The following is a 26,757-nucleotide window of genomic DNA, read 5'->3' as shown; positions in this document are numbered from 1 at the left end:
GCTTTCCTTCGGTGATCGGAACAGGCTGACGGGCGGGCGAAGACGGACGTTGAACGGGGCGTGGACGGGCAGGGTCGGTCGTGGACGGTCGTGCGGGGTCGGCTCGGCTCAGAGGTGGGCGTAGACGTCCGAGAGGGAGATGCCCCGGGCCACCATCATCACCTGGAGGTGGTAGAGCAGCTGGGAGATCTCCTCGGCCGTCCGCTCGGCGCTCTCGTGCTCGGCGGCCATCCACACCTCGGCGGCCTCCTCGACGACCTTCTTGCCGATGGTATGGACCCCCGCCCCGACCAGCTCGGCGGTGCGCGAGGTGGAGGGGTCGCCGGTGGCGGCCTTCTGCTGAAGCTCGGCGAAGAGCTGGTCGAAAGTCTTGTTGGCCATGGTGACCCTCAGCCTACGGCGTGGGTGGCACCGCCCAGCGCCCGGGTTCCACGGCGGCCCGCAGCACGGCGGCGGTGGCGACGGCGGCCGAGACCGCCTCGTGCCCCTTGTCCTCCGTTGAGCCCTCAAGACCGGCGCGGTCCAGGGCCTGCTCCTCGGTGTCGCAGGTCAGCACGCCGAAGCCGACGGGCACCCCGGTGTCCACGCTCACCCGGGTCAGCCCCTCCGTCACCCCCTGGCAGACATACTCGAAGTGCGGGGTGCCGCCCCTGATGACCACCCCGAGCGCCACCACGGCGTCCATGCCCTGCCGGGCCAACACCCCGGCGGCGACCGGGAGTTCGAAGCTGCCGGGGACCCGGATCACGGTGTGCCCGGTGACCCCGAACTCCGCCAGGGCGCGCTCGGCCCCGTCCAGCAGGCCGTCCATCACCTTCCGGTGCCACTGGGCGGCGACGACGGCGACCCGCAGGTCGGTGGCGTCGGAGATGGTCACCTCGGGGGCGCCCGTTCCGCTCACGACTCACTCCTCACATGTTCGAACCGATGGTGCGACTGTCACAGAACGTCAGGCTTGGCGTACCCAAGGTAACGCGGCTGCCGGTCCGCGTGGGCCGACGCCGGCGCCGCGTCCAACCAGGGCAGGTCGTGGCCCATCCGGTCGCGCTTGGTGCGCAGATAGCGCAGGTTGTGCTCGCCCGGCGAAACGGGCAGCGGCAGGCGCTCGTTGACCTTCACCCCGTGGCCGCCCAGGGCCTCGGCCTTGGCGGGGTTGTTGGTGATCAGCCGCACCGAGCGCACCCCGAGGTCGGCGAGGATGCCCGCGCCGACGGCGTAGTCGCGGGCGTCCGCCGGCAGGCCGAGATCCAGGTTGGCGTCGAGGGTGTCCCGGCCGCGCTCCTGGAGTTCGTAGGCCCGCAGCTTGGAGAGCAGCCCGATGCCGCGCCCCTCGTGGCCGCGCAGGTAGACCACCACGCCCCGGCCCTCCTCGGCGACGCGCTCCAGGGAGGCGGTCAGCTGGGGGCCGCAGTCGCAGCGCTGGGAGCCGAAGACGTCCCCGGTCAGGCACTCGGAGTGCACCCGCACCAGCACGTCCTCGCCGTTCCCGAGGTCGCCGGCGACCAGCGCGACATGCTCCACACCGTCGACCGCCGAGCGGTAGCCGTGCGCGCGGAACGTGCCGTGCGCGGTGGGCAGCGAGGTGACCGCCTCGCGGAACACCTCGGGCACGGGCAGCGCCTCCTCGGTCTCCTCCCGGGCGGCGCGGTAGGCCGCCAGGTCGGCGATGGAGACCAGGGTCAGGCCGTGGCGCCGGGCGAACGAACGCAGCGCGGGCAGCCGCAGCATCCGGCCGTCCTCGCCGGCGATCTCCACCACCACGGCGGCGGGCCGCAGCCCGGCCAGGGTGGCCAGGTCGACGCCCGCCTCGGTGTGCCCGGGGCGGATCAGCACCCCGCCGGCGCGGGCGCGCAGCGGGAAGACGTGGCCGGGGCGGGAGAAGTCGTCCGCCCGGGCGTTCGGGTCGGCCAGCAGCCGGATGGTGGCGGCGCGGTCGGCGGCGGAGATCCCGGTGGTGACGCCGTGCTCGGGGCCGGCGTCGACCGAGACGGTGAACGCGGTCGCCATCGACTCGGTGTTCTTCTCCACCATCTGCGGCAGTTCCAGCCGGTCCAGCTCCTCGGCGGCCATGGGCACGCAGATCAGGCCCCGGCACTCGCTCATCATGAACGCGATCGTCTCGGGCGTGACCAGCTCGGCGGCCAGCACCAGGTCGCCCTCGTTCTCCCGGTCGGCGTCGTCCACGACGACCACGGGGCGTCCCAGCGCGATGTCGGCGATCGCGCGCTCGATCGGGTCGAGCGCGGTGTCCGGGTCGGCCGGGTCCCCGGCCGCGTGGGGCCCGGCGTCGGCGAGCGCCCCGAGGTCCCGGGGGTCGCTGGCCGCGGGTTCGGTGAGGGTCATGCCGGGGCTCCTTCCAGCCGCTCGGTCGCGGGTTCGGGCATGCGGCGCGCGGCGGAGCGCTGCCACCAGTCCCGCATCCCCCACAGCACGAGGAACAGGTAGACGACGTAGACCAGCCCGGAGAACGGCAGGTCGCTGCTGAACGCGAGCGGCACCCCCACCAGGTCCACCAGCAGCCAGGCGATCCAGAACTCCACCAGCCCCCTGGCCTGCGCCACCATGGCGACCAGGGTGCCGACGAAGATGTAGGCGTCGGGCCAGGGGTTCCAGGACAGCGAGGGGTAGGCGGTGAACAGGCCGCCCACCAGCAGCGTTCCGACGACCGCGCCGGCGGCCAGCGCGCCGCGCTCCCGCCAGCTGGCGAAGCGGACGGCGATCTTCTGCCCGTCGCCGCTGTTCTGCCGGCCGACGCTCCACTGCCGCCAGCCCCACAGCGCGGCGGTCATCACCAGCAGCTGCTTGCCGACGCCGCCGCCGAGGTCGGCGGCGCTGTAGGCGGCGACCAGGATCAGCCCGGAGAGCAGCTGCACCGGCCAGGTGAGGAGGGAACGGCGCCAGCCCAGGGCCAGCGCGGCCAGCCCGGCGAGGTTGCCGACCATGTCGGACCACATCACCGGCTGGTTGAACGCCTCGAACGCCGTCGCGTTCAACTGGTCGAGGTTCACCGGACGTTCACTCCCTCGAAGACTGCGCCCTCCGGCCGCCCGGACGGCACCTGGGCGCCGTGCGCCAGCAGCCGCTCGACGTGCTTGGCCAGCAGGTCGACCTCCAGGTTGACCAGGTCGCCCGGCTGCCGGCGACCCAGCGTGGTCAGGTCGAGCGTGGTGGGGATCAGGCCGACGGAGAACCGGTCCCGGCCGGCCTCGACCACGGTGAGGCTGACGCCGTCGACGGCGATGGAGCCCTTCTCCACGACATAGCGCGCCAGCTGGGGCGGCAGGGTGAAGGTGACCGTTTCCCAGCGTTCACCAGGCTCCCTGGCCAGCACCTCGGCGGTGCCGTCGACGTGACCCTGCACGAGGTGGCCCCCGAGCCGGCCCCCGAGCGCCATCGGGCGCTCCAGGTTGACCACGTCGCCCGGGGCCAGGGTGGCGATGTTGGAACGGCGGAGCGTCTCGGCCATCACATCGGCGGTGAAGCCCTCGCCGTCGAACTCCACCACGGTCAGGCAGGTGCCGTTGACGGCGATGGAGGAGCCGTGTGCGGCGTCCTCGACCACGGTCGAGGCGCGCAGCCGCAGGCGGGCGGAGTCACCGAGCCGTTCGACGGCGACGACCCGGCCCAACTCCTCGACGATTCCGGTGAACATTCAGGACTCCTCGGGCTTGCGAAGGGCGACGGGCTGCGGGGCGCGGCGCGACCGCCACACGGGGACGGTCGGGCGCCGGCAGGAGCAACACCGGGCGGAGAGCGCTGATTCCACGGCGGCCCCCGGACGGTTCGGGGACGGCACGGGACGCGCTCCGGCGTGGCCGCGCGAGCGAGCACGACCGCCGGAGCGAGCCGGACCGCCGGAGCAAGCCGGACCACCGGAGCGAGGGGGCGCGAACGAGAAGGCCACCGGGTCTCCTGCCTACATCGGGCACGACTCCGGGGCGTCCATCACACATCAGGACCGACGGGAACGGCGGCCCACCGCCGGCCCGAACGCGCCGGCCACCCTGAGAGTGGCCCGACGACGGGGCGAAACGGCACACACACCGCGTCCGCCGCGCACTGCCTCCCATCCGGACTTTCACCGTCGGTCCAGGAGTTTCACCTGGTCAACCGGCCGCTGGCTGCGGACGGGTCGCGGACTATAACCGCCGGTTCGGAGTTTCACCGACCCCGGAGTGCGCTACGTCACTGGTACCCCACCAGTCTGCCACGCGATCCGCCGGAGCACGCGGGGCTGTGTCCCGCCTCACACCCGACGCCCTGGCGGGCGTCGGGCGACGGCCCGCACTTCGCGCCAGCGACGGTTTGCTGGCGGGCGCCGGCCGCGCGGCCGGCGGCGGCGGGGGCGTTCGCGGCCCGGCGGCGGGGGCATCCCAGGGGGCGCGCGGTGCCGGCGGCCGTGGCGCCGGGGCCGGGGCGCGCCTCGGGCACCTGGCGACCCGGGCCGCCTCCGGCGGAAGCGTTCGCGGCAGGCCGCGCCGGCGGCGCTCGCGCGCCACGTGGCGCTTCCCGCCCTGCGGGCCGGCCTCAACCCGCCTGCGGCGGACGGGCGTTCGGCAGGGCCGCGCGTTGTGGCAGGGGCGGCGCGTTGCGGCGGGGGCGAGCGGGGCGGGTGCCCGGAGGGCGCTTCCCCGCGCGCCCGGGCCGCGCCCGTGCCCGGCGAGCAGGACACGCCCTGCGGGCTGGCCCTCACCTGCCGCGCCGGGGTCCGCACCTCCCGACAGGGCCCGCCTCCCGACAGGACCCGCCCTGCGGAAGGGACGACACGGCACGCCCGGCGGGCCGTTCCGGCGAAGTCACCCCAGCGCGCGGCCAGTTCATACTCTGCGAGTCGCCCGCCGTGGCGCTCCATCAACGAGCCCGGCCCCGTTGAGCCCGCAAACGGAGAACCACTCCACTGCCGGAGTCGCCGAGCCGGCAGATGGAGAGCCACTCCGCTCTAGAAGCCGCCGGGCCGGGGAACGGAGAACCACTCCCGCTCCAGGAGCCACCAACCCCGCAGACGGAGAACCCCTCTGCTCAAGGAGTGGCCGAACCAGTGAAACGGAGAACCCCTCCGCTGCACCTACCACCAAGCCCGCAGACGGAGAACCGCTCCGCTCAAGGAACCACCAAGCCCGCAAGCGGAAAACCGCTCCGCTCCGGGAGCCGCCGTGGCCGGGGCGGATAGCCGCTCCGCTCCGGGAGTAGCCCAGCCCGGGAAGCGGAGAACACCTCCGCTGCCGCAGCGGCCCGCCCCAGAGGGGCGGCGAAGTCGGTTGCCCCTGCGGGAGATTCACCTTCCGCAGGGTCCCGCCTCCGAGGGGACCATCCCGGCCCGGGCCGGCCCCGTTCGGCCGGGCCGGCTCGCAGCACGCCGGTCTCCGCCGCCGCCTTCGCCGCCCCGTACGGGGTCACGGGATCGGGGCGGCGGAACTCCTCGTAGTGGACACGGGCCCCGGAGAACACGGCGTCGCTGGAGACACGGACCAGACGGCAGCCCACCTTCGCCGCGCCCATCGCCAGGCGCACGGCGCCTTCGGCCGTGACCGCCCAGTCCGCCCCGCCGCTCGACGCGTTGACCACGACGCGGGGGCCGACCTCGGTCAGGACGGTCTCCACCCGTTCGGCAACCCGCAGGTCGAGGCGATGCCACGCGACCCGCCGGACGCTCCCCGGCCCGGTCGCGTAGGACGCGTAGGTCGCGGCCGTCGAGAGGCCGGCGGCCGTCGCCCGCCGGACCAGTTCGGCGCCCAGGAACCCGGAGCCACCGACGATCAGTACCGTCACGACACCCCACGCTACGGGACGGGTCAACCCGTACGGCGGGGTCGGCACAACACCCGGCATCACAGGCGCGAACGTTCGTTGCCGGTTCGGTCCGCGAGCCCCGGCGGGGCTGGCGGTCAGCGGTCCGTCGCGAAGAGGTCGGCCCGGGCCGCCGCCAGGGCGGTGACGAGGGCGCCGCCGAGGATCGGGTTGCCGGTGACGGTCGCCGCGCGGACCTCCGTGTCGAGGGGGGAGATCGCGCTCAGCCGTTCCGCCACCCGGGCGGCCAGCGCGGCCCCGCCGGCCCGGCCGACCTCGCCGCCGAGCACCACGCAGCCCGGGTCGAGCACGGCGACCGCCGAGGCCGCGCCCAGCGCCACCCGGCCGGCCAGTTCGTCGAGGAACGCGCCGGACGGTCCGTCGCCCCGCTCGGCCGCCTCGGCGACCGGCCGATCCGGCCCGGCCAGCTCGCCCGGCGCCAACTCCCCGACTTCCAGGCCGTGTTCCACCGCCAGCGCCCGCACGGCCGCCCCGGAGACCAGGCCGTGGAAGCCGGCCTCGCAGTCCGTCGCCGAGGGCAGTCCCGCGCGGCCGGGCACCGGCAGGAAGCCCACCTCGCCGGCGCCGCCCGAGGCCCCCCGGCGCAGCGCGCCGTCGAGGACCACGGCCGCGCCGACGCCGGCGCCCAGCCAGAGCAGGACGAACGTGTCGCGATCGCGGGCCGCGCCGAGCCGGTGTTCGGCGATGGCGGCGAGGTTGACCTCGTTCTCCAGCAGCACCGGGGCGTCGAGGTTCTCCCGCAGCGCGGCCAGCAGCTCGCGGTGCCAGGCGGGCAGCGCGTCGGAGAAGCGCAGGGCGCCGGTGGCCGGGTCGGCGAGCCCGGGGGCGCCGAGCGCCACGGTGTGCGGCTCGACGACGCCGGCCGCGTCGCCGATCTCGTCCAGGGCCGCCAACACGGCCGCGACCATGGGGTGTTGGCCGCCCGAGGCCGGCCCGGCCACGCCGGCCACACCGGCCACGCCAGCCGCGTCGGCCGCGTCGGCCGCGTCGACCAGCGGCAGCGTCCTGGTGGCGACGGTGGCGCCGGCGAGGTCGGCGAGGGCCAGTTCGACGCGGTCGAACCGGACGTCGAGGGCGGCGACATGGGCGCGGTCGGCGACCAGTCCGTAGACCCGCGCGTTGGGTCCCCGGCGCTCGGCGCCGGTCTCCCCCACCACGTCGACCAACCCGTCGCGGCCGAGTCGGCCGAGCAGTTCGGCGACGCTGGGGCGGGAGAGCCCGGTCAGCTCGCGCAGTCGGGCGGCGGTCAACGGGCCGTGCTCGGTGAGGAGTTCGAGCGCGATCCGGTCGTTGATGGCCCGGGCGGTCTGCGGGGTGGCGGTGCGCACGCTGCTCATGGCCGGGATTCTATCCCCTTACTATTAGGCAACCTTCCTGATAGTTTCCGTGCCATGTCTCTCCCCGATCCCCCAGGCGAGCCCCGCCCCGGGCCCCCAGGCGAGCCTCAACCCGCCCCCTCCGTCGCCCCGTTGATCGTCGAGGCGGCCCGGGTGCGCCGGGCCAGGGTCTCCGTCGGCGCGGTGTTCGCCCTGCACGGCGCCGCCTCGGGCAGCTTCGTCACCCGAATCCCCTGGCTCCAGGACCAGTTGGGCCTCAGCACGGCCGCCCTCGGCCTGGCCCTCGCCTTCCCGGCCGTCGGCGCCTCGGTCGCGATGCCGCTGGCCAGCCGCGTGATCCACCGACATGGCGCCCGCGCGGCGGTGCGGGGACTGTTGGCGCTGTGGATCGCGGCCTCCGCGCTGCCGGTCATGGCGCCCAACATGCCCGCGCTCTGCGCCCTGCTCTTCCTCTTCGGCGCGACGGCCGGGATGGCGGACGTGGCGATGAACGCCCAGGGCGTGGAGGTGGAGGAGCGCCACGGGCGGTCCATCATGTCGGGGCTGCACGGGCTGTGGAGCGTCGGCACCCTGACCGGCTCGGCGCTGGGCGTGGGCGCCGTCGCGCTGGAGTGGGACGCGCGCGGTCATCTCCCGCTGGTCGCCGCGCTGTTGCTGCTGGCGGTGGTGCCGGCCTGCCGGGGGCTGCTGGACGTGCGGCCGAGCGGGGACGAGGCGGCGCCGCCCCGCTTCGCGCTGCCGCCGCGCTCCGCGCTGCTGATCGGCGCGGTGGGGATCTGCGCGGTGCTGGCCGAGGGCGGCAGCATGGACTGGTCCGGGGTGTATCTGCGGGATCTCACCGGCGCCTCGGAGACGGTGGCGGCCGCCAGCTACACGGCGTTCGCCACGACGATGGCGGTGGCCCGGCTGGTCGGGGACGCGGTGGTGCGCCGCCTCGGCCCCGTGCGCACGGTGCGGTGCGGCGGTGGACTGGCCGCGCTGGGCGGGCTGTTGGTGGTGACGGCCGCTGTGCCGGCCCAGGGGATCGCGGGCTTCGCGCTGATCGGGGTGGGGATAGCGGTGGTGGTGCCGTTGACGTTCGCGGCGGCCGGGCACAGCGGGCCCAACCCGAGCCGGGCGATCGCCGGCGTGGCGACCATCACCTATACGGCCAGCCTGATCGCGCCCACGCTGATCGGCGCGGTCGGCGAACTGGCCTCGCTGCGCGCCTCGTTCGCCGTGGTCACGGTCGCGACGGCGCTGCTGGTGGTGGGCGCGGGGGTGCTGGGGCGCGGGTCCCGGCCGAGCGCGCCGGTGGCCTCGGCGCCGGGCGCCGGGGAACGGGCCGGGGACCGGGCGGCGGGCCGGGCCGAGTGATCCGAGGGTCAACGCGGCCCGGCCCCCGCCGGGTTCGGCGGGTGCGGGTGGCGTCAGCCGAGCAGCCGCACCGCCTGGTAGTAGGTCCAGGCGGTGCTGTCGCAGGCGGTGCCCTGGGCGCCGGAGTAGTTGTCGCAGACCCGCAGCAGGTCCTGGTAGAACGCGTTGTCCAGGCGCGCCTTGTTGGCGTCGAAGGTGCCGGCCGCCTTGTAGTTGCGGTAGCCGAAGTCGTGCCGCGCACATGACAAGCTGAAGGGGAAGCCGAAGGGGTTGTCGGGTGAGGAGGAGCACAGGTCGGTGCTCCAGTCGAAGCCGTAGGAGGCCCAGGCCCCCTGGTTGTTGCGAGCCGAGAGCCAGGCGTTGTAGCTGCTGGCGCTCGTCTGCGTCCAACTGCTCAGCACCTGCGGCTTGTCGGCCAGCGCGGCGGTGGCCGGCGCGGCCGAGACGGAGATGACGCCCAGGCTGAGGGCGAGGGCCGTGAACAGGGTGGCGATCCGTTGACGCGTGCGCATGGCGCATCCTCCCGGGATTGGCGGCCCGCCCGGGTCGGGCGGGCCGTTCACTACCGGAAGTCGAACCTATGCACCCCGACAGGAATGCTCAACCCTCCGTCGGGTGACGGGAGTTGACGAACAGGCAACGCCGCGCCCACACGGGTCCCGCCGGCGCCCGCGCCGGGCGGGTCGGTCGGTCACGCCCCGCACGGTCCGGTCGTTCACGCCGGCCGGGCCAGCACCCAGGTGCGGTCCAGCGTCAGATACCGCTCCACGGGGAGGCCGGCGCCGGCCAGCGCCTCCTCGAACGCCTCCCGGCCCCACCGGTAGGAGGAGAAGGTGTGCGTCCACTCCGCGTCGGGGAACTCGTACTCGACCCGGATGCGGATCAGTTCGTCGTTGATCGGCTCGGCGGACGCGACGCGGATCAGCCCGTCGTCCCCCGTCTTCGCCTCCCTCGGCACCCGCTGGTGCCAGTCCTCTCCCTCCCGCTGGATCAACACCACCCCGCCGTCCGCCACATAGCGCCGGCAGGCGCGCAACATGCCGGCGCGCACCCCGGGGTCGGCGTTGTGGATCAGGAACGACATGAGCAGCACCACGTCGAACGTCTCGTCGCCCAGATCCAGTTCCTCGATGGCCGCACAGACCGTGCGCGCCCCCCGGACGTGCTCCAGCATCTCCGGCGACTCGTCCACGGCCGTGACCGTGAAGCCCCGCTCGACCAGGGGGTGGGTCACCCGACCCACCCCGCAGCCGAGTTCGAGAATGCTGGCGCCCGCCGGAACGGCCCGCTCGATGATGTTGGGCTCGCGCCCCACCGGCAGCCGCAGCCACCGCTCCACCGCACAGCCGTCCGGGGTGATGGGCCCCGGACCCGTTCCGATACATCCCTCACGGGTACGTCCACTCATGCCATCATCAGATCACGGTCCGTGCGCCGCCGACCAACGTTTCCCCCACATCCCTCACTTCACCCGGGTAACGCCCGCCGTTCGCCTGGGAAGCCGCTACTGCCAACTGGCGTGCAGCGGCTTGCCCTCCGCATAGCCGGCGGCGGACTGCACCCCGACCACGGCGTGTTCCCCGAACTCGGCCAGGTTGGCGGCCCCGGCATAGGTGAACGAGGAACGCACCCCCGCGATGATCGAGTCGATCAGGTCCTCGACGCCCGGCCGCGCCGGGTCCAGGAACATCCGCGAGGTGGAGATGCCCTCCTCGAACAGGCCCTTGCGCGCCCGCTCGAACGCCGACTGCTCGGCGGTCCTGCTGCGCACCGCCCGGGCCGAGGCCATCCCGAAGCTCTCCTTGTACAGGCGCCCGTCGGCCGACTGCTGGAGGTCGCCCGGCGACTCGTGGGTGCCGGCGAACCAGGAGCCGATCATCACGTTGGACGCCCCGGCGGCCAGCGCCATCGCCACGTCCCTGGGGTGCCGCACGCCGCCGTCCGCCCACACGTGCCGGCCCAGCCGCCGCGCCTCGGCGGCGCACTCCAGCACGGCGGAGAACTGCGGCCGGCCGACGCCCGTCATCATCCGGGTCGTGCACATCGCGCCCGGGCCGACACCCACCTTGACGATGTCGGCGCCCGCCTCGATCAGGTCCCTGGTGCCCTCGGCGGAGACCACGTTCCCCGCCACCACGGGAACCGAAGGCCGCAGCGCGGCCACCGCCCGCAGCGCCGCGATCATGGACTCCTGGTGGCCGTGCGCGGTGTCGACGACCAGGGTGTCCACCCCGGCGGCCAACAACGCCTCGGCGCGGGCCGCCACATCGCCGTTGATCCCGACGGCGGCGGCCACCCGCAGCCGGCCCGCCGCGTCCACAGCCGGCTGGTAGAGGGTGGCACGCAGCGCGCCCTTGCGGCTGAGGATGCCGACCAGCCGCCCGTCGGGGCCGACGGCCGGGGCGATCTTGCGGTGCGCCGAGTCCAGGGTGGTGAACGCCTCCTGCGGGTCCAGGTCGGCGGCCAGCACCAGCAGATCGCGCGACATCACCTCGCCGACCTGCGCGAACCGGTCGACGCCGGTCAGGTCGGCCTCGGTGACGATGCCCACGGGGCGCTCGTGGGAGACCACCACGCCGGCGTTGTGCGCCCGCTTGGGCAGCAGCGCCAGCGCGTCGGCCACGGTCTGGGTCGGGGCCAGCGTGATCGGGGTGTCCAGCACCAGATGGCGGCGCTTGACCCAGGCGATCACCTCGGTGACCACGTCCAGCGGAATGTCCTGCGGGATCACCGCCAGGCCCCCGCGCCGGGCCACCGTCTCGGCCATCCGGCGGCCGGCCACCGCCGTCATGTTCGCGACCACCAGGGGGATCGTCGTGCCCGAACCGTCCGGCGAGGACAGGTCGACCGCGAGCCGGGAACCGACGGAGGAACGGTTGGGGACCATGAAGACGTCGTCATAGGTCAGGTCGTGGGACGGCTTCGCGTCGTTGAGGAACCTCATGCTCGCGCTCTCACCTGCTGTGGCTCGATGGGGAATGGCGGGTGGGAGGCTGCGGCTCCTGTGCCATTATCACCCAGGTCGTCCACCGTCCACGCGCCCCCACGCGCTCGCGTGCGCGCCGGCTCGCGCGGCGCACGAGTCGGAACGCACCACCCGCCGCGCGTTCGCACCCCGGGTGACGTTCCCCCGCCGGGCCCCCGGCCCCCCGACGCCGCTGCCACGATGGCGCCCAACGGTCCGGCGGCAGCGGGAGGTTCGGATGACCGGAGGAACGAACGGGCGTCGGCTGAGCTTCGGCATCAAGACCACCCCGGCCCACACCGACTACGCGGACGTGCTGCGCGTCTGGCGCGAGGCCGACGGCATCGAGCGGATCGAGCACGCCTGGCTCTGGGACCACCTCCCGCCGCTCTTCGGCCCGCCCACCGGGCCGACGTGGGAGGGCTGGACCACGCTGGCCGCGCTCGCCGCCACCACCGAACGGATCGGCCTGGGCCTGCTGGTCTCCAACAACCGGCTCCGGCCGCCAGCGCTGCTGGCCAAGACGGCCGCGACGGTGGAGGGCATCTCCGAGGGACGCCTCACCGTCGGCCTCGGCATGGGCCCCACCCTCCCCCGCCCCGGCCAGCCGGCGGCCGCAGGCCCTGCGGCCAGGGCGGTCGCCGGGTACCGCGCCCTGGGCATCGAACCGCCCACGCCCGGCGTCGGGCTGGCCCGGCTCGCCGAGAGCTGCCGGGTGCTGCGCGCCCTCTGGGAGAACGAGGAGCCGACGGACTTCGCCGGCCGCCACTACCGCCTGGCCGGCGCCCGGGCCGCGCCGCGCCCGGCGCGGCGGCTGCCGCTGCTGATCGGCGGCTCGGGCGACGGGCTGCTGCGGGTCGCCGCCGAACACGCCGACCTGTGGAACATCTCGGGACCGCCGCACGCCGACGTCGCGCGCGTCCGCGAGCGCGCCGCCGCGCTGGACGCGGCGTGCGCCCAACTCGGCCGCGACCCCGGCGAGATCACCCGCTCGGTGCAGACCCACGTCTCCTACACCGACCCGGCCGCCACCCGCGCGGTGGTCACGGACCTGCTGACCACCGGCGCGACCCACATCGTCCTCAGCCTCCCGGCCCCGTTCCCGGAGGGCGTGGCGCGGTGGGTGACGGACGAGATCATCGTTCCCGTTCTTGAGGGCGCGAACGCGGCTCGCGGCGGCGGGGGCGCGAACGCGGTTCGCGAGGGCGGAGGCGCGAACGCGCCGCGTGGGGTTGGCCGTTGACGGCCGTTTCTCCCACCCGCCCGCCCTTTCGCCGCCGGTAGTGGGCCGGCGAATCGCCGTCGGCGGCTGCGAGCCGGCCTGGGGTTTACTTCTAGCCGGCAACGGACGCACCAGCCCGCAGCAGGCCGCAGGCAAAAAGGGGCGGGTGGGTGGGGGCAACGCCCCCACCCACCACTGGCCATTGACGGGCGACTACCGGCAGCCCCAAGGCGTGGTCCCACCCACCCCTGTTACCGCCAAGCGGCAACGAACGCACCGGCCCGCAGCGAGCCGCAGGCAACAAGGGGCGGGCGGGTGGGCAAGAAAAAACCGGGCGAGGCCCAGCGGCCAGCGTCACGCGTCGAGGTCCGCCCGGTCCAGCGCCGGTCGGGCCGGCGCCGGCGTGGCCAGCAGCTGGTCGGCCGCCGCCGTGTCCGTGACCAGGCTGGTGACCAGCCCGGAGCGCAGCACCGCGTTGATCGCGCCCGCCTTGCGGCGGCCGCCGGCGATGGCGACGACCTCGGGGACGCGGCGCAGCCGTTCCGGCTCCACGGTGATGCACCGTTCGCCGAGGTCGCGGCCGATCCGCCGCCCGTCGGCGGAGAAGAGATGCGCCGACATCTCCGCCGCGACGCCGAGCGAGGCGTAGTGGTCGCGCTCCTCCTTGCCCAGCATGTCGTGAACGGTGGAGATCCCGGTCTCCCAGGTGCCGATGGAGACGGCCGCGATGGTGACCCGGTCGAAGTAGTCGAAGGCGGCGGCGATCCCGGGCTGGGCGCGCAGCGCGGCGGCGGTGCCGGGGTCGGAGAGCAGCATCGGCGCGTAGATCGGGTGCGCCTCGCCGCCGGAGACGTCGGCGGCCCGGCGGACCGCCTCGACCGAGCCGCGTTCGGCGCCCGCGTCGTAGACGCCGGTCAGCTGGACCACCGTGCAGGGCGGCAGCTGGCGAAGTGCCGCCGCCATGTGGATCGTTGACCTTCCCCAGGCCAGGCCCAGCACGTCGCCCTCGGCGACCAGTTCCTCCAGCAGTTCGGCGGCGACCTCGCCGAGGTGCTCCGGGTCCGGGGTGTCCTCCGTGGCCTCGGTCGGCGACTCGGCGACGACGACGTGGCGCAGGCCGAAGTGCGAGCGGAGCGCGTCGGAGCGTTCGGCGTCCAGCTCGGCGGGCACGCGGATCTCGATCCGCACCAGCTCCTGTTCGACCGCCGACTCCAGCACGCGGGCGACCTTGAAGCGGCTGACGCCGAACTCGTCCGCGATCTGGATCTTGGACTTCCCCTCCAGGTAGAAGCGCCGTGCCATCGCCGCCGCCTGCATCAGCTCGGCGGGCCCCATCCGTGTGGCAGACCTTCCGGTCGGCACCGCACTCACCTCACTGTTCATCGGCCCTGTGTCCCCGGTCACGTTCCGCGTTCAATCCTCGCAGACGAAACGCGAACCGGTTCACCGCCCGGAGCCGCCGGAGCCGCCCCGCCCTGAGGCGGCGGCCGCCGCCCGTTCCGCCGAGGCGCGCAGCCCGCGCACGGCGGCCGCCGGGTCGTCGGCGCCGTAGACGGCGGAGCCGGCGACGAAGACGTCGGCCCCCGCCTCCGCGCAGCGCTCGATGGTGTCGGCCGAGACCCCGCCGTCGACCTGGAGCCAGAGCGGCAGCCCGTGGCGTTCGATCAGCGCCCGGGTGCGGCGGATCTTGGGCAGCATGATGTCGAGGAACGCCTGGCCGCCGAAGCCGGGTTCGACCGTCATCACCAGGATCATGTCCAGCTCGGGCAGCAGGTCCTCGAACGGTTCGATCGGCGTGGCCGGCTTCAGCGCCATCGAGGCGCGGGCGCCCAGCGCGCGGATCTCCCTGGCCAGCCGGACCGGCGCGGCGGCGGCCTCGGCGTGGAAGGTGACCGAGCCGGCGCCCGCCTCGACGAACGACGGCGCCCAGCGGTCCGGGTCCTCGATCATCAGGTGGCAGTCCAGCGGGGTGTCGGTCGCCTTCCGCAGGGACTGGACCACGGGCACGCCCAGCGTCAGGTTGGGCACGAAGTGGTTGTCCATGACGTCGACATGGAGCCAGTCGGCGCCCTCGACGGCGCGGGCCTCGTCGGCGAGGCGGGCGAAGTCGGCGGACAGAATGCTGGGGTTGATCTGGGCCATGGGCCCAGTATTCAACATCGCGTTCGGCGCCGGCCCGGTGGTGCGCGCCCGGCGCCAGCGCCTCAGCCGGTCCGCCGCAGCAGCGCCAGATACATCGCGTCGGTGCCGTGGCGGTGCGGCCACAGCTGGACGTCGGGCCCGTCGCCCAGCTCGGGAACGCCGGGCAGCAGCGGCCGGGCGTCGACCCGTTCCACCGCGAGGTCGCTGTCGGCCAGGCCCTTGATGACGTCGGCGACCACCAGCCGGGTCTCGCTCAGGTGCGGGGAGCAGGTGGCGTAGCCGAGCACGCCGCCGGGGCGAAGCGCCTCCAGGCCGGCGCGCAGCAGCTCGCGCTGCCGGGTGGCGAGCCGGTCCAGGTCCTCGGGGCGGCGGCGCCAGCGGGACTCGGGGCGGCGGCGCAGCGCGCCGAGTCCGGTGCAGGGCACGTCCAGCAGCACCCGGTCGAAGCTGGCGGGCCGCCACGCGGGACGGCGGGCGTCGGCGACCAGCACCTGGTACGGGCCGGGGTTGCCGGCCAGGGCGCGGGCCACCAACCGGGCCCGGTGCGGCTGGAGTTCGCTGGCCACCAGGGCGGCGCCGCGTTCGGCGGCGAGCGCGCCGAGCAGCGCGGCCTTGCCTCCGGGGCCCGCGCAGCCGTCGAGCCAGCGGCGGTCGGGGCCGTCGGCCAGCGGCACGTTGGCCAGGGCCAGCGCGACCAGCTGGCTGCCCTCGTCCTGCACGCCGGCCCGGCCCTCGACGACGGCGGGCACCGCGCCCGGCTCGCCGCCCTCGACCAGCCGCACGGCCTGCGGCGACCAGCGCCCCGGCTCGGCGCCCTCGCCGGCCAGCAGCTCCTCCTGGGTGCTGCGCCCGGGGCGGGCGGCCAGGGTGACGCGGGGGCGCTCGTTGTCCGCGACCAGCAGGCGTTCGATCTCCTCGCGCCCCCCGCCCAGCGCGTCCCACAGCGCGCCGACGACCCAGCGCGGGTGGGCGTGCCGCAGGCCGAGATGGCCCTCGGGGTCCCGGTCGTAGGGCGGGGCGAGCAGCTCGATCCAACCGTCGAGGTCGTGGGCGGTGACCCGGCGCAGCACCGCGTTGACGAACTTGGCCCGGCCGTCGCCGACCACGCAGCGGGCCAGCTCGACGGCCGAACTCACGGCGGCGTGCGTGGGGATGCGGGTGGCGAGCAGCTGGTGGACGCCGAGCGAGAGCACGTCGAGCACCGGCGGGTCGACCTCGCGCAGCGGGCGGTCCACGCACTCGGCGAGGATCGCGTCATAGGTGCCCTGGCGGCGGAGCGTGCCGTAGACCAGCTCGGTGGCGAACGCGGCGTCCCGGTCGTCGAGGCTGCCGTCCCGTTTGGCGCGGGCGAGCAGCGGCGGCAGGACCAGGTTGGCGTAGGCGTCCCGCTCGTCGACGGCGCGCAGCGCGTCGAACGCGAGGATGCGCGCGGGGTCCCGCTGGGGGCGGCGATAGGGCTTGGACGGGCGGCGCTGCCGACTGCTCACGGGAACGTTGACTCCGGCGGGTACGGGGGAACGGGTGGAACGCGTGCAACGGGTGCAACGGGGTGGATGACGGGCTGGTGGCCGGTGGGGCCGGGGTCCAGGGTACGGCGACGCGGCCCGGCGGCCTCAGCCGCCGAGTCGTTCGCCCTCGGCGACCCGCACCCCTCGGGCCCAGTCGGCGGCGGCCATGGGCCGCTTGCCCTGCGGCTGAACGAAGGCCAGCTCGACGGGGTGGGAGCCGGTGCCGACCCGCACCGTCCGCTTGTCGGCCGACAACTCGCCCGGCGCCAGGGCGGGTTCACCGGGCAGCTGCTCGACCTGGCGCAGCTTGAGCCGTTCGCCACGGAACGTGGTCCACGCGCCGGGCGCCGGCGTGCACGCCCGCACCACCCGGTCCACGCGGAGCGCCGGCGCGTTCCAGTCGACCCGCGCGTCATCGACGGTCAGCTTCGGGGCGAGGCTGACGCCCTCGGTCGGCTGGGGGCGGGGGGTGAGGCTGCCGTCCTCGATGCCGTCCATGGTGGCGGCCAGCAGGCCGGAGCCGGCGAGGGCCAGCCGGGTCAGCAGGTCGCCGCTGGTGTCCCGGGGGCGGATCTCCTCGGTGATCACCCCGTAGACCGGGCCCGAGTCCAGGCCCTCCTCGATCTGGAAGGTGCTGGCGCCGGTCACCTCGTCGCCGGCGAGCAGCGCGTGCTGAACGGGCGCGGCGCCGCGCCACGCGGGCAGCAGGGAGAAGTGCAGGTTGACCCAGCCCCGGGCCGGGATGTCCAACGCGGGCCTGGGCAGCAGCGCGCCATAGGCCACCACGGGGCAGCAGTCGGGGGCGATCTCCGTCAACCTGTCGAGAAAGTCCGGGTCCTTGGGGCGGCGCGGCCGCAGGATCTCGATCCCGGCCTCGGCGGCCCGCTCGGCCACCGGGCTGGCGACCAGCCGCCGGCCGCGCCCCGCCGGGGCGTCGGGGCGGGTGACGACGGCGACGACCTCGTGCCGGTCGGACGCCAGCAGGGCGTCCAGCGCGGGAACGGCGACCTCGGGGGTGCCGGCGAAAACCAGCCTCATCGTGCGGGCCTCATCGTGGGTGGGTGACCTCTCGGACGTGTCTTCAACTCGGACGTGTCCTCAACGGGACCGGCGGGGCCGACGAGCCGGACGGCCCCCCGTTGAGCCTCCCGCGTGGGGCGGGGTGAACGCCCGCAGAGTCTACGTTCCGTGGCGTGCTGGTGCGTTCGGGGGCACCGGGGGGCGCAGGGCTCGGGGCCGTGCGCTCCGCCGTGTTGACGATGCGCGCCGAGGGCGTGACTCAGGCGCCCGGTGGCGCGTTGGTCAAGACAGATTGACCGCAGACGGGTCCCTCGCGTCCCGTCCCTTCCTTGCCGCCGGTTCGAGAGGCTTGTAAATGGCCGACCACGCCACCCCTGACGCTCAGGCGCGGGCCAGCCTGCATCTGCTGGTACGCGACATCGAGCGGGTTCGCCGCCAGGTGGACGCCCTGCGTACGCTCACCGCGCAGTTGGGCAACGTCTACCGACCACGACGGACCGGCCCCTCGGCCGGTTTCGTGGTCTATGGGCGGGCCCCCGCGCCCACGGTGCGGCTGGCCCAGGAGCTGCGAGACAGCGTGGAGGCGCTGGTCACAGCGGCGGTCGACTTCGACCGTTCGCTGGGGTTCTCCTGGGACGCGGTGGGCTCGGCGCTGGGGGTCACCAAGCAGGCGGTGCACCGGCGCTACGGCGCGCGGCGGCCGGCGCCGCCGGCCGGGGGACGGGAGGCCCCGGTCGGCACGGTGCCCCCGGCCGTGCCGCCGGCCCGCCGCCCGCAGCCCGCCGCGACGACCCCGGCCCCCGAGCCGCACAGCCTCCCCGGCCAACGCGGCTGACGCCTGGCGGCTGGCCTCGGGACCGGGCCGCCGCCCAAGGCGGCGGGCCCGGAGGTGCCCACCCGGGGCGAACGGGCCCCGGGCCCGAAGCCTGGGGGCCCGTCCCTGAGGCGACGCGGCCGGTCCTGGGGCCAGCAGCCCGCCGAGCAGCGCTACTTGTGGTCCGTCGCCGTCACGCGTGACGGCGACGGACCCAGGAGTGCCACGGCCCGCGCTCCTGGGGAACGGCCCCGCCGGTCAACTGCCCAGCCGCACCGCCGGAAATGCTTGGCACCGGCCGCCATCGGGCCACGGCGGTCAAGGCCAGGGTCGAGTTGCTTCGCTCACCAACAACGCCCCGGACGCCGACCCCGTTCTCACTGACGTCCCGCTGCCCGGGCGACCGGGGAACCCCTCCCCCGCCGCCAAACGGAGACCTTCTCCACCCGGCCCCAACCAGCACCCGTTTACCCAGTACGCGATACCACCAAGCGGAGAACCCCTCAGCCGCCCCCGCCAACGCCCAGACGGACACCGCCCGTTACCCACGCCACGTCGCACCACACCCCCGCGCCCGGCCCCCAGACAGCAACGCCGCGCGAGCGAACACGGCCAAGGGTCCAGCCGACGCCGCACCCTCCCGAACACCCCAAACCACGACACCCACGGCCACCCCGCCCGTCACCACCAAACGGAGAACCCCTCCGCCCAACACCACAGGCCACCCCGCCCCCTCGCCCACCACGCACCACCGCCAAACGGAGACCCCCTCCGCCGAACACCGCCAGACAGACCCCCACGCCGGGCGCCGGCAGACGCACCACACCCCCGTGCCCGGCCCTTAGACAGCAACGCCGCGCGAGCGAACACCGCCAAGGGCCCAGCCGACGCCGCACCCTCCCGAACACCCCAAACCACGACACCCACGGCCACCCCCCTCCTCACCCAACGCGCCACCGCCAAACGGAGACCCTCTCCACCGAGCACCGCCAGGCAGAACCCCACGCCGGGCGCCCCCAGGGCGCCTCGGCGCTCCCGAGCCGGTGCGCCGGCAGGCGCACCCCGCTCCCGAGCCGGTGCGCCGGCAGGCGGATCACGCGGATCACGCGGATCACCCGATGTCGTCGGGGTCCATCCGGACCCAGGCCGGCGGCCCCTCGCGGTGGGTCAGGCGGTGCGCCTGGGCCGTCTTCAGGGCCAGCGCCAGCGCGCCGCCGGCGCCCGGCGGGACGCGGATCAGCGCGCGTTCCCACTGTTCGCCGGGTGGCGGCTCGCCCGTTCTGCGGGGGCGGCCGGCCGGGGTCTCCGGCAGCGGGACCGGGCCCAACACCTCGGCCGAGGGCGGGAGTTCGGCGACGGCCAGCAGCCCGGCGACCGCCTCAGGCAGACCCGTGACGGCGGCCATCCGGGAGACCGGCGGGAAGCCGAGCGTCTCCCGGTCGGCGAGTTCGCGCAGCGCGTGCCCCTCCGGGTCCCAGCGGACCAGGGACTGCACGGGCCGCAGCGTGGGCTCGGCCGTGACCACGACGACGCCGCCGTCGTGGCGGCCCCTGGCCAGGGCCGCCGCGTTGAGCCAGCGGCGCAGCGTCTCCTCGCCGGCCCGCAGGTCGGGCCGGCCGAGCAGCGCCCAGCCGTCCAGCAGCAGCACGGCGGCGTAGCCGGGGCCCTCGGGAACGGGTTCGGCGCCCGGCGTGCTGACCACCAGCGCCGGCTGGTCGGGAACGGTGGCCAGCACATGATCCCGCCCGGAGGCGCGGACCGGCACGCTCGGAAAGGCGCGGCCCAGCTCCTCGGCGGTGCGGCGGGCGCCGATCACGACGGCCCGCAGCCGACGGCCGCCGCACTCCCCGCAGTGCCAGGAACGCTCGGCCGTGCCGCACCAGCCGCAGCGCAGCTCCTCGTCCGCGCCGACCGAGGCCAGCGGGCCGTGACAGCCGGCGCAGCGGGCCGGCTCCCGACAGCGGTCGCAGGCCAGCCGGGGCGCGTACCCCCGGCGCGGCACCTGGACCAGCACCGGGCCCCGGGCCAGGCCCTCGCGCAGCGCCTGCCAGGCGAGGGTGGGCAGCCGGGCGGAACGGGCGGCCTCGTCGCGGGCCTGGTCGTGGTCGCCGACGGTGCGCAGCAGGGGCGCGGCCGCGCGGAACGTCTCCCGCTCGGGGACCAGCGGCCTGGCCCAGCCACCGCGCACCAGCCGGGCGGCCTCGGCAGTGTGCGCGTGGCCGCCGAGGAGGAGGCCCGCGTTCTCCTGGGTGGCGCGCAGCAACAGCACGTCGCGGGCGTGCGGTTGGGGCGCGTGGTCGTCGCGGTGCGCGGCGTCGCCGTCGTCCCAGATGGCGGCCAGGCCGAGGGAGCGGACCGGCGCGAACATCGCCGCGCGGGTGCCGACGACGCAGCGCACGGCGCCCCGGTGGATCGCCAGCCACCGCCGGTACCGCTGCTCGGGCCCCGAGTCGGCGGTGAGCAGCACATGGTGGCCTGGGCCGAGCAGTTCGGTGAGGGCGGCGTCGACCCGGGCGGCGGCCCGCCCGTCCGGCAGCACCGCGAGGGCGCCGCGCCCGCCGGCGAGAGTGGCGGCCAGCGCGGTGGCCAGCTCGTCGGGCCAGCGCGGTCCGGGGAGCGCGGTCCACACGGCGCGGGGCGCGCGCCCCTTGGCGAGCGCCGTGAGGAACGCGGCGCCGTGCGGGTAACGTGACCAGCCGCCCGGCGCCGGCGGTTCGGGCGGCGGCGGGGGCTCGGGCGTGGGGGCGCGTTCGGCCTTGGCCATCCGGGGTGGGATCGCGAGCCGCACCACGTCGGCGAGGGCGCCGGCGCAGCGGTCGGCGACGGCGCGGCAGAGCGCCAACAGCTCGGGGGTGAGCACCGGTTCGGGCGAGAGGACCTGGGCCAGCGGGGCGAGCACGCCGGTGAAGTCGCTGTCGGCGCGGCGTTCCACCACATAGCCGTTGACCAGGCCGCCGCCCTCGCGGCGGCCGTCGCGCTGCCCGGCGCCGAACCGGACGCGGACCCGCACGCCCGGCTGGGCTTCGGCGTCGAGGCCGGCGGGCACGGCGTAGTCGAAGCAGCGGTCGAGGTGGACCAGGCCCTTGTCGACGAGGACGCGGGCGACCGGCAGCCGCTCGGCGAGCGGGGCGTCGCGCCAGGTGCGCGGCCTGGCTTTGGGCAGCTTCCGCTCCCGGACGGCGGCCCTGATCAGCGCCAGTTGCTCCCCGCCCGGACGCTCCGAAGCGCCGGCCTCACTCATCCGGCCAGTACATCAGACGGCTCGGACAGTGCGGTCGGCGCTTCGGCGGTCGTGCCAAGGAGGGGGAACGGTCGAGAAACGGGGTGCGTCAGAGGCCGGCGGCGGCGCGCAGCGCGTCGACCCGGTCGGTGCGTTCCCAGGTGAAGTCCGGCAGCTCGCGGCCGAAGTGGCCGTAGGCGGCGGTCTGGGCGTAGATGGGCCGCAGCAGGTCCAGGTCGCGGATGATGGCGGCCGGGCGGAGGTCGAAGACCTCGGTGATGGCCTGCTCGATCCGCTCGGCCGGGACCGAGGCGGTGCCGAAGGTCTCGACGAACAGGCCGACCGGCTCGGCCTTGCCGATGGCGTAGGCGACCTGCACCTCGCAGCGGGTGGCGAGCCCGGCGGCCACCACGTTCTTCGCCACCCAGCGCATCGCGTAGGCGGCCGAACGGTCCACCTTCGACGGGTCCTTGCCGGAGAAAGCCCCCCCGCCGTGCCGGGCCATGCCGCCGTAGGTGTCGATGATGATCTTCCGCCCGGTCAGCCCGGCGTCGCCCATCGGGCCGCCGATCTCGAACCGGCCGGTCGGGTTGACCAGCAGCCGGTAGTTCTCCGTGTCCAGCTTGATGCCGTCGCTGAGCAGCGCCTTCAGCTCGGGCTCGACGACGAACTCCTGGATGTCAGGCGCCAGCAGCGAGTCGAGGTCGATGTCGGAGGCGTGCTGGCTGGAGACCACCACGGTGTCGAGGCGGACGGCCTTGTCGCCGTCGTACTCGATGGTGACCTGGGTCTTGCCGTCGGGCCGCAGGTAGGGGATGGTGCCGTTCCTGCGGACCTCGGAGAGGCGGCCGGAGAGGCGGTGCGCGAGCCGGATGGGGAGCGGCATCAGCTCGGGGGTCTCGTCGCAGGCGTAGCCGAACATCAGGCCCTGGTCGCCGGCGCCCTGCCTCTCCAGCTCGTCCTCGGCGCCGCCGACGCGGGACTCGTAGGCGGTGTCGACGCCCTGCGCGATGTCGGGCGACTGGGCGCCGATGGAGACGGAGACGCCGCAGGAGGCGCCGTCGAAGCCCTTCTTCGATGAGTCGTAGCCGATCTCCAGGATCTTGGCCCGCACCAGGGTCGCGATGTCCGCGTACGCCTTGGTGGTGACCTCGCCGGCGACATGGACCAGGCCGGTGGTGATCATGGTTTCGACGGCGACCCGGGAGCCCGGGTCCTCGGTGAGAAGGGCATCCAGAATGGTGTCGCTGATCTGGTCGGCGATCTTGTCCGGGTGGCCCTCGGTCACGGACTCTGAGGTGAACAGACGACGGGACACAACGCTCCCTGGGGTTGCAGCGGCTGCTGACTATGCTTCCGCGCCCGGTGGGACCGGCCACGGCACCGCTCAGTGTAGCCACATGGGGCCCTCCTGGCGGAGAGAACCGCGCACGGATTCACGCTCGGTGGTCGGCGCGGCCGGCCGGCGGGGGCGCGCGTTCCGAACGTCCGCCGCCGGTCAGGGCGTTGGCAGGCGGCGCACGACGGCGTCCCAGACGCGGTCGGCGAGCGCCTCCTTGGGGCCGAGGGGAACGGGCGTCTCGTCGCCGTCGGCGGCGAGGATGACCGCCTCGTTCTCGTCGGTGCCGAAGGCGAGGCCGCCGCCGACCTGGTTGACCACCAGCAGGTCGCAGCCCTTGCGGGCGAGCTTGGCGCGGCCGCCGGCCAGCACGTTCTCCGTCTCGGCGGCGAAGCCGACGACGACCTGTCCCGGGCGGCGGGCGGCGGACAGCTCGGCGAGGATGTCGGGGTTGCGGACCAGGGCGATCGGGTCGGGGTCCACGCCGTCGCGCTTCTTGATCTTCTGCCCGACGGGGTTGGCGGGGCGGAAGTCGGCGACGGCGGCGGCCATCACGACCGCGTCGGCCTCGGCGGCCGCCTTCCGCATCGCGGCGCGCAACTCCTCGGCGCTGCCGACCGGTTCGACGGTCACGCCGGCGGGCGCCGGCAGCGCGGTGTTGGCGGCGACGAGGGTGACCTCGGCGCCCCTGGCCTGGGCGGTGCGGGCCAGGGCGTAGCCCTGCTTGCCCGAGGAGTGGTTGCCCAGGTAGCGGACCGGGTCCAGCGGCTCCCTGGTGCCGCCGGCGCTGATCACCACGCGGCGGCCGGCGAGGTCGGGGGTGGCGGCGGCGACGCCGCGCGCCAGCACCCGGCGGGCCACCTCGAAGAGGGCGGCGGGATCGGGCAGCCGGCCCTTGCCGGTGTCGGCGCCGGTGAGCCGGCCGACGGCGGGCTCGACGACGACGGCGCCCCGGCGGCGGAGGGTGGCCACGTTCTCCCGGGTCGCGGGGTGCTCCCACATCTCGGTGTGCATGGCGGGCGCGAGGACGACGGGGGCGCGGGTGGTGAGGAGGACGTTGGTGAGCAGGTCGTCGGCGCGGCCGGTGGCGGCCCTGGCGAGCAGGTCGGCGGTGGCCGGGGCGATCACCACGAGGTCCGCCTCGCGGCCGATCCGCACGTGCGGCACCTGGGCGACGTCGTCCCACACCTCGGTGTGCACGGGCCGCCCGGAGAGCGCCGCCCAGGTGGGGGCGCCGACGAAGCGGAGCGCGGAGGCGGTGGGCACCACGCGCACCGCGTGCCCCGACTCGGTGAACAGGCGCAACAGCTCACACGCCTTGTAGGCGGCGATGCCGCCGCCTACGCCCAGCACGACCTCGGTCCGCCCCACGGCGCGCCTCCTTGCTCCCACGTTCCTGAGATTCCGGCCCCCACACGCGGTTCCCCGCGCCCCCGAATCCCCAGGGGCGCGGGGAACCGCGCGAAGCATGGGCGAAGGCCCGCGGACGACGACGGCGCCGAGGGCCACAGGCGGGTGGTCGCCCCCACGCCCCCCGCCGGCCAGGCGCCGAGCGTCAGTCGGTGGCGCCCTCGATGGCCTCGGAGGTGAGCAGGCCCGCGTTGATCTCGCGGAGCGAGATGGACAGCGGCTTCTCGTGCACATGGGTGTCCACGAGGGGGCCGACGTACTCCAGCAGGCCCTCGCCCAGCTGCGAGTAGTACGCGTTGATCTGGCGGGCGCGCTTGGCCGCGTAGATCACCAGGCTGTACTTGGAGTCGGTCGCCTCAAGCAGCTCGTCGATCGGCGGGTTGATGATGCCCTCGGGCGTGGTGATGGGAGAGGACACGCTCTGCCTTCCGGTGGGTTTCGGGGGACCGTAGGACCAACGTGTGGCGCGGCCCCCGGATTCAACGAATCAAGGCTAGCAGTTCGGCGGAGACCTCCTCGACGGAGGTGTTGACCAGCGTCACGTCGAACTCGGGCTCGGCGGCCAGCTCGGTCCTGGCGACCGCCAGCCGGCGTTCGATGACCTCGGGCGGCTCGGTGCCCCGGCCGGTGAGCCGGCGCACCAGCTCGTCCCAGCTGGGCGGCGCGAGGAAGACGAGCCGGGCGTCCGGCATGGACGCGCGGACCAGCCGGGCGCCCTGGAGGTCGATCTCCAGGAGCACGGGCTCGCCGGCCTCAAGGCGTTCGACGACCGCGCGGCGCGGTGTGCCGTAGCGGTTGCCGGCGAACTCGGCCCACTCCAGCAGCTCGCCGTTGGCGACCAGCTTGTCGAACTCCTCGTCGCTGACGAAGAAGTAGTGGGTGCCGTGCCGCTCCCCCGGCCGTGGATGGCGGGTGGTGGCCGAGACGGACAGCCACACCTCCGGATGAGCCCTGCGCAGATGAGCGACGACCGTGCTCTTGCCGACCCCCGAGGGGCCGGAGAGCACGGTCAGTCGCGAACGATCGGTCATGCCGGCGATTATCCCGCTTCCCGCTTCGGTGGCGAAAACCCGTCCACGAGCGCGGCACCCGCCTTCGAAGCGCCGCTCAGGCGCCGCTGCCGAACTCGCGCTCCAGGGAGGCGATCTGGTTGGAGCCAAGGCCACGGACGCGACGGCTCTCGGAGATCCCGAGGCGCTCCATGATCTGGCGGGCGCGGACCTTGCCGACGCCCGGCATCGACTCGAGAAGGGCGGAGACCTTCATCTTGCCGATGACGTCGTTCTCCTGGCCCTGCTTGATGACCTCGTGCAGGGAAGCGCCGGAGTGCTTGAGCCGATTCTTGACCTCGGCGCGCTCCCGGCGAGCCGCGGCGGCCTTCTCAAGCGCGGCTGCGCGCTGTTCAGGGGTAAGGGGCGGAAGAGCCACGCCTACGTCACCTCGGTTGTCGAACTGGTCGGATATGGAACGGTGAGGAACCTAGTGGGCCCGCACCAGCGGAGCAACGAGCAACGCGCCCGGGTGCTCCGCTCTCGACGGAGACTAGCGGCCGTGACGGCAATAAGTCAGGGAGAATCGACAAAAAGTCCAGGTCAGCTGAACTGCTTCGGCGACATATCGGATATATGCCCACGGTTTTCGGGTCAGTTGACGGCTCAAGGAACGTTTCGGCGGCTCTTTCGTTGACTTTTCAGTGACGCACGACGCCCGCGTGGCGACTCTTCGGCGCGGTGGCCTTGGCCTGCCCGCCCGTTGGGGCGCTCAGGCCAGCACCCGCGCCAGTTCGGCCGCCTCCCACTCGGCCGCCGCGCGTAGGCCGTCGACGCCGGGGCCCCGGCGCAGCACGGACCGGCTGGCCGACGGCAGCACCTGGCGCAGCGCCGGTCCGAAGACCCGGGGCAGGTCGTCGGCCGTGGCGCCCTGGGCGCCCAGGCCCGGGGCCAACAGCGGGCCGTTGATGGTCAGTTCGAGGGATGACTCCGGGGCCGTCGCGCCGACCACGGCGCCGAAGGAGCCCCAGGGCTCGGCGCCGGCGTTCTCCCGGGCGAGGTCGTTCAACACCGTCTGCGCCAGCGGGACTCCGGCCTCGGTGCGGGCGGTCTGGGTGGCCGCGCCCTCCGGGTTGGAGGTGCGGGCCAGCACGAACGCGCCGGCGCCGTCGGCCCTGGCCCGGTCGAGGGCCGGGCGCAGCGACTCGTAGCCGAGATAGGGGGTGAGGGTGATCGCATCGCAGCGCAGCGGGGCGCCCTCGCCGAAGTAAGCGCCGGCGTAGGCGGCGACGGTGGAGCCGATGTCGCCGCGCTTGACGTCGAGGAGCACCAGCGCGCCGGCCGACCTGGCGTCGGCGACCGCCCGTTCCAACACGGCGACGCCGGCCGAGCCGTGGCGCTCGAAGAACGCGGACTGTGGCTTGAGCACCGCCACCCGGTCGGCGAGCGCCGCGACCACGGTGTCGGCGAACCGGGCCAGGCCCTCGGCGCTGTCCGGGAGTTGCCAGGCGGCCAGCAGCTCGGGGTGCGGGTCGATGCCGACGCACAGCGGGCCGCGCTGGTCCATGGCGCGCCGCAGCCGGGCGCCGAACGGCTCGCCGGCGGACGGGGGCATGGCGGCAGCGGG

24 protein-coding genes and 1 riboswitch are annotated in these 26,757 nt (G+C 74.7%); of the genes, 3 read left to right on the top strand and 21 right to left on the bottom strand.

All coding sequences use genetic code 11. The annotated features are described in order from the left end of the window. Positions 1 to 108 precede the first annotated feature (108 nt). The 7 genes from FH609_RS23050 to FH609_RS23020 all read right to left on the bottom strand — a co-directional run bounded on the left by FH609_RS23050 (position 109) and on the right by FH609_RS23020 (position 7,145). On the bottom strand, positions 109 to 381 hold the full coding sequence (locus FH609_RS23050; RefSeq protein WP_122181666.1) for a phosphoribosyl-ATP diphosphatase: 273 nt from the start codon (positions 379 to 381) through the stop codon (positions 109 to 111). A gap of 13 nt (positions 382 to 394) precedes the next feature. Then, the gene (ribH, locus tag FH609_RS23045) at positions 395 to 901 is read right to left on the bottom strand and encodes a 6,7-dimethyl-8-ribityllumazine synthase (protein ID WP_139671095.1); all 507 of its coding nucleotides are present in this window, start codon (positions 899 to 901) and stop codon (positions 395 to 397) included. A 38-nt stretch (positions 902 to 939) separates the two neighbouring features. Beyond that, complete coding sequence (locus tag FH609_RS23040; protein ID WP_139671094.1) at positions 940 to 2,343, bottom strand: bifunctional 3,4-dihydroxy-2-butanone-4-phosphate synthase/GTP cyclohydrolase II; 1,404 nt, start codon at positions 2,341 to 2,343, stop codon at positions 940 to 942. Continuing rightward, entirely contained in the window at positions 2,340 to 2,954 is a 615-nt protein-coding gene (locus FH609_RS23035; protein ID WP_139671153.1) for a nicotinamide mononucleotide transporter family protein, read from the bottom strand. Before FH609_RS23035 ends, FH609_RS23040 begins: the two co-directional genes overlap by 4 nt. A 50-nt stretch (positions 2,955 to 3,004) precedes the next feature. Beyond that, positions 3,005 to 3,652 (bottom strand): riboflavin synthase, encoded by a 648-nt coding sequence (locus FH609_RS23030; protein ID WP_139671093.1) that lies wholly within the window; start codon positions 3,650 to 3,652, stop codon positions 3,005 to 3,007. A gap of 400 nt (positions 3,653 to 4,052) precedes the next feature. Next, positions 4,053 to 4,183: riboswitch (FMN riboswitch) on the bottom strand. 917 nt (positions 4,184 to 5,100) lie between these two features. After that, positions 5,101 to 5,769 (bottom strand): sugar nucleotide-binding protein, encoded by a 669-nt coding sequence (locus FH609_RS23025; protein ID WP_139671092.1) that lies wholly within the window; start codon positions 5,767 to 5,769, stop codon positions 5,101 to 5,103. 116 nt (positions 5,770 to 5,885) lie between these two features. After that, on the bottom strand, positions 5,886 to 7,145 hold the full coding sequence (locus FH609_RS23020; RefSeq protein ID WP_139671091.1) for an ROK family transcriptional regulator: 1,260 nt from the start codon (positions 7,143 to 7,145) through the stop codon (positions 5,886 to 5,888). Positions 7,146 to 7,199: 54 nt separating this feature from the next. Here FH609_RS23020 and FH609_RS23015 point away from each other — a divergent pair, with 54 nt between their 5' ends. Then, complete coding sequence (locus FH609_RS23015) at positions 7,200 to 8,501, top strand: MFS transporter (RefSeq protein WP_139671089.1); 1,302 nt, start codon at positions 7,200 to 7,202, stop codon at positions 8,499 to 8,501. A gap of 53 nt (positions 8,502 to 8,554) precedes the next feature. Here FH609_RS23015 and FH609_RS23010 read toward each other — a convergent pair whose 3' ends face one another. The 3 genes from FH609_RS23010 to FH609_RS23000 all read right to left on the bottom strand — a co-directional run bounded on the left by FH609_RS23010 (position 8,555) and on the right by FH609_RS23000 (position 11,445). Beyond that, complete coding sequence (locus FH609_RS23010; RefSeq protein WP_139671087.1) at positions 8,555 to 9,013, bottom strand: phospholipase; 459 nt, start codon at positions 9,011 to 9,013, stop codon at positions 8,555 to 8,557. A gap of 203 nt (positions 9,014 to 9,216) precedes the next feature. After that, positions 9,217 to 9,909 carry a class I SAM-dependent methyltransferase gene (locus tag FH609_RS23005; protein WP_139671085.1) on the bottom strand — a complete coding sequence of 231 codons (693 nt, stop codon included), beginning with the start codon at positions 9,907 to 9,909 and terminating at the stop codon, positions 9,217 to 9,219. Positions 9,910 to 10,005: 96 nt separating this feature from the next. Beyond that, positions 10,006 to 11,445 carry a GuaB1 family IMP dehydrogenase-related protein gene (locus FH609_RS23000; RefSeq protein ID WP_139671083.1) on the bottom strand — a complete coding sequence of 480 codons (1,440 nt, stop codon included), beginning with the start codon at positions 11,443 to 11,445 and terminating at the stop codon, positions 10,006 to 10,008. 259 nt (positions 11,446 to 11,704) lie between these two features. Between FH609_RS23000 and FH609_RS22995 the strand changes: the two genes are divergently transcribed. Then, positions 11,705 to 12,709: an LLM class flavin-dependent oxidoreductase gene (locus tag FH609_RS22995; protein ID WP_139671081.1), complete on the top strand. Its 1,005-nt coding sequence runs from the start codon at positions 11,705 to 11,707 to the stop codon at positions 12,707 to 12,709. 333 nt (positions 12,710 to 13,042) lie between these two features. On the opposite strand, the gene FH609_RS22990 is transcribed toward FH609_RS22995, so the two are convergent. The 4 genes from FH609_RS22990 to fmt form a co-directional block, all read right to left on the bottom strand. After that, positions 13,043 to 14,023, bottom strand: coding sequence for a sugar-binding transcriptional regulator (locus tag FH609_RS22990; RefSeq protein WP_405379083.1), 981 nt, complete (start codon positions 14,021 to 14,023; stop codon positions 13,043 to 13,045). 108 nt (positions 14,024 to 14,131) lie between these two features. After that, a complete protein-coding gene (gene rpe / locus FH609_RS22985) occupies positions 14,132 to 14,830 on the bottom strand; it encodes a ribulose-phosphate 3-epimerase (protein WP_139671077.1) in 699 nt (232 codons plus the stop codon). A gap of 62 nt (positions 14,831 to 14,892) precedes the next feature. After that, positions 14,893 to 16,317 carry an RsmB/NOP family class I SAM-dependent RNA methyltransferase gene (locus tag FH609_RS22980; protein ID WP_139671075.1) on the bottom strand — a complete coding sequence of 475 codons (1,425 nt, stop codon included), beginning with the start codon at positions 16,315 to 16,317 and terminating at the stop codon, positions 14,893 to 14,895. 126 nt (positions 16,318 to 16,443) lie between these two features. After that, positions 16,444 to 17,376, bottom strand: coding sequence for a methionyl-tRNA formyltransferase (gene fmt / locus FH609_RS22975; protein ID WP_139671073.1), 933 nt, complete (start codon positions 17,374 to 17,376; stop codon positions 16,444 to 16,446). Positions 17,377 to 17,713: 337 nt separating this feature from the next. Between fmt and FH609_RS22970 the strand changes: the two genes are divergently transcribed. Beyond that, complete coding sequence (locus FH609_RS22970; protein WP_139671072.1) at positions 17,714 to 18,193, top strand: hypothetical protein; 480 nt, start codon at positions 17,714 to 17,716, stop codon at positions 18,191 to 18,193. A gap of 1,090 nt (positions 18,194 to 19,283) precedes the next feature. Here FH609_RS22970 and FH609_RS22965 read toward each other — a convergent pair. The 7 genes from FH609_RS22965 to pyrF all read right to left on the bottom strand — a co-directional run bounded on the left by FH609_RS22965 (position 19,284) and on the right by pyrF (position 26,745). Beyond that, the gene (locus FH609_RS22965; protein ID WP_139671071.1) at positions 19,284 to 21,413 is read right to left on the bottom strand and encodes a primosomal protein N'; all 2,130 of its coding nucleotides are present in this window, start codon (positions 21,411 to 21,413) and stop codon (positions 19,284 to 19,286) included. A gap of 88 nt (positions 21,414 to 21,501) precedes the next feature. Continuing rightward, positions 21,502 to 22,710 carry a methionine adenosyltransferase gene (gene metK / locus FH609_RS22960; RefSeq protein WP_139671069.1) on the bottom strand — a complete coding sequence of 403 codons (1,209 nt, stop codon included), beginning with the start codon at positions 22,708 to 22,710 and terminating at the stop codon, positions 21,502 to 21,504. Between the two features lie 180 nt (positions 22,711 to 22,890). Beyond that, on the bottom strand, positions 22,891 to 24,201 hold the full coding sequence (gene coaBC, locus FH609_RS22955) for a bifunctional phosphopantothenoylcysteine decarboxylase/phosphopantothenate--cysteine ligase CoaBC (protein ID WP_139671067.1): 1,311 nt from the start codon (positions 24,199 to 24,201) through the stop codon (positions 22,891 to 22,893). A gap of 85 nt (positions 24,202 to 24,286) precedes the next feature. Further along, positions 24,287 to 24,559, bottom strand: a complete 273-nt coding sequence (gene rpoZ / locus FH609_RS22950; protein ID WP_062215606.1) for a DNA-directed RNA polymerase subunit omega — start codon at positions 24,557 to 24,559, stop codon at positions 24,287 to 24,289. A 61-nt stretch (positions 24,560 to 24,620) separates the two neighbouring features. After that, entirely contained in the window at positions 24,621 to 25,172 is a 552-nt protein-coding gene (gmk, locus tag FH609_RS22945; protein ID WP_139671065.1) for a guanylate kinase, read from the bottom strand. 76 nt (positions 25,173 to 25,248) lie between these two features. Beyond that, positions 25,249 to 25,569: an integration host factor gene (locus FH609_RS22940; RefSeq protein ID WP_062215601.1), complete on the bottom strand. Its 321-nt coding sequence runs from the start codon at positions 25,567 to 25,569 to the stop codon at positions 25,249 to 25,251. Between the two features lie 333 nt (positions 25,570 to 25,902). After that, complete coding sequence (gene pyrF, locus FH609_RS22935) at positions 25,903 to 26,745, bottom strand: orotidine-5'-phosphate decarboxylase (protein ID WP_139671150.1); 843 nt, start codon at positions 26,743 to 26,745, stop codon at positions 25,903 to 25,905. Positions 26,746 to 26,757: the final 12 nt, after the last annotated feature.

This window comes from Streptomyces sp. 3MP-14 (genome assembly GCF_006334905.2).
Lineage (GTDB): Bacteria > Actinomycetota > Actinomycetes > Streptomycetales > Streptomycetaceae > Streptomyces > Streptomyces triticirhizae.
The sequence above is the reverse complement of the archived record's forward strand: the minus strand, read 5'-3'. Positions and strand labels throughout refer to the sequence as shown.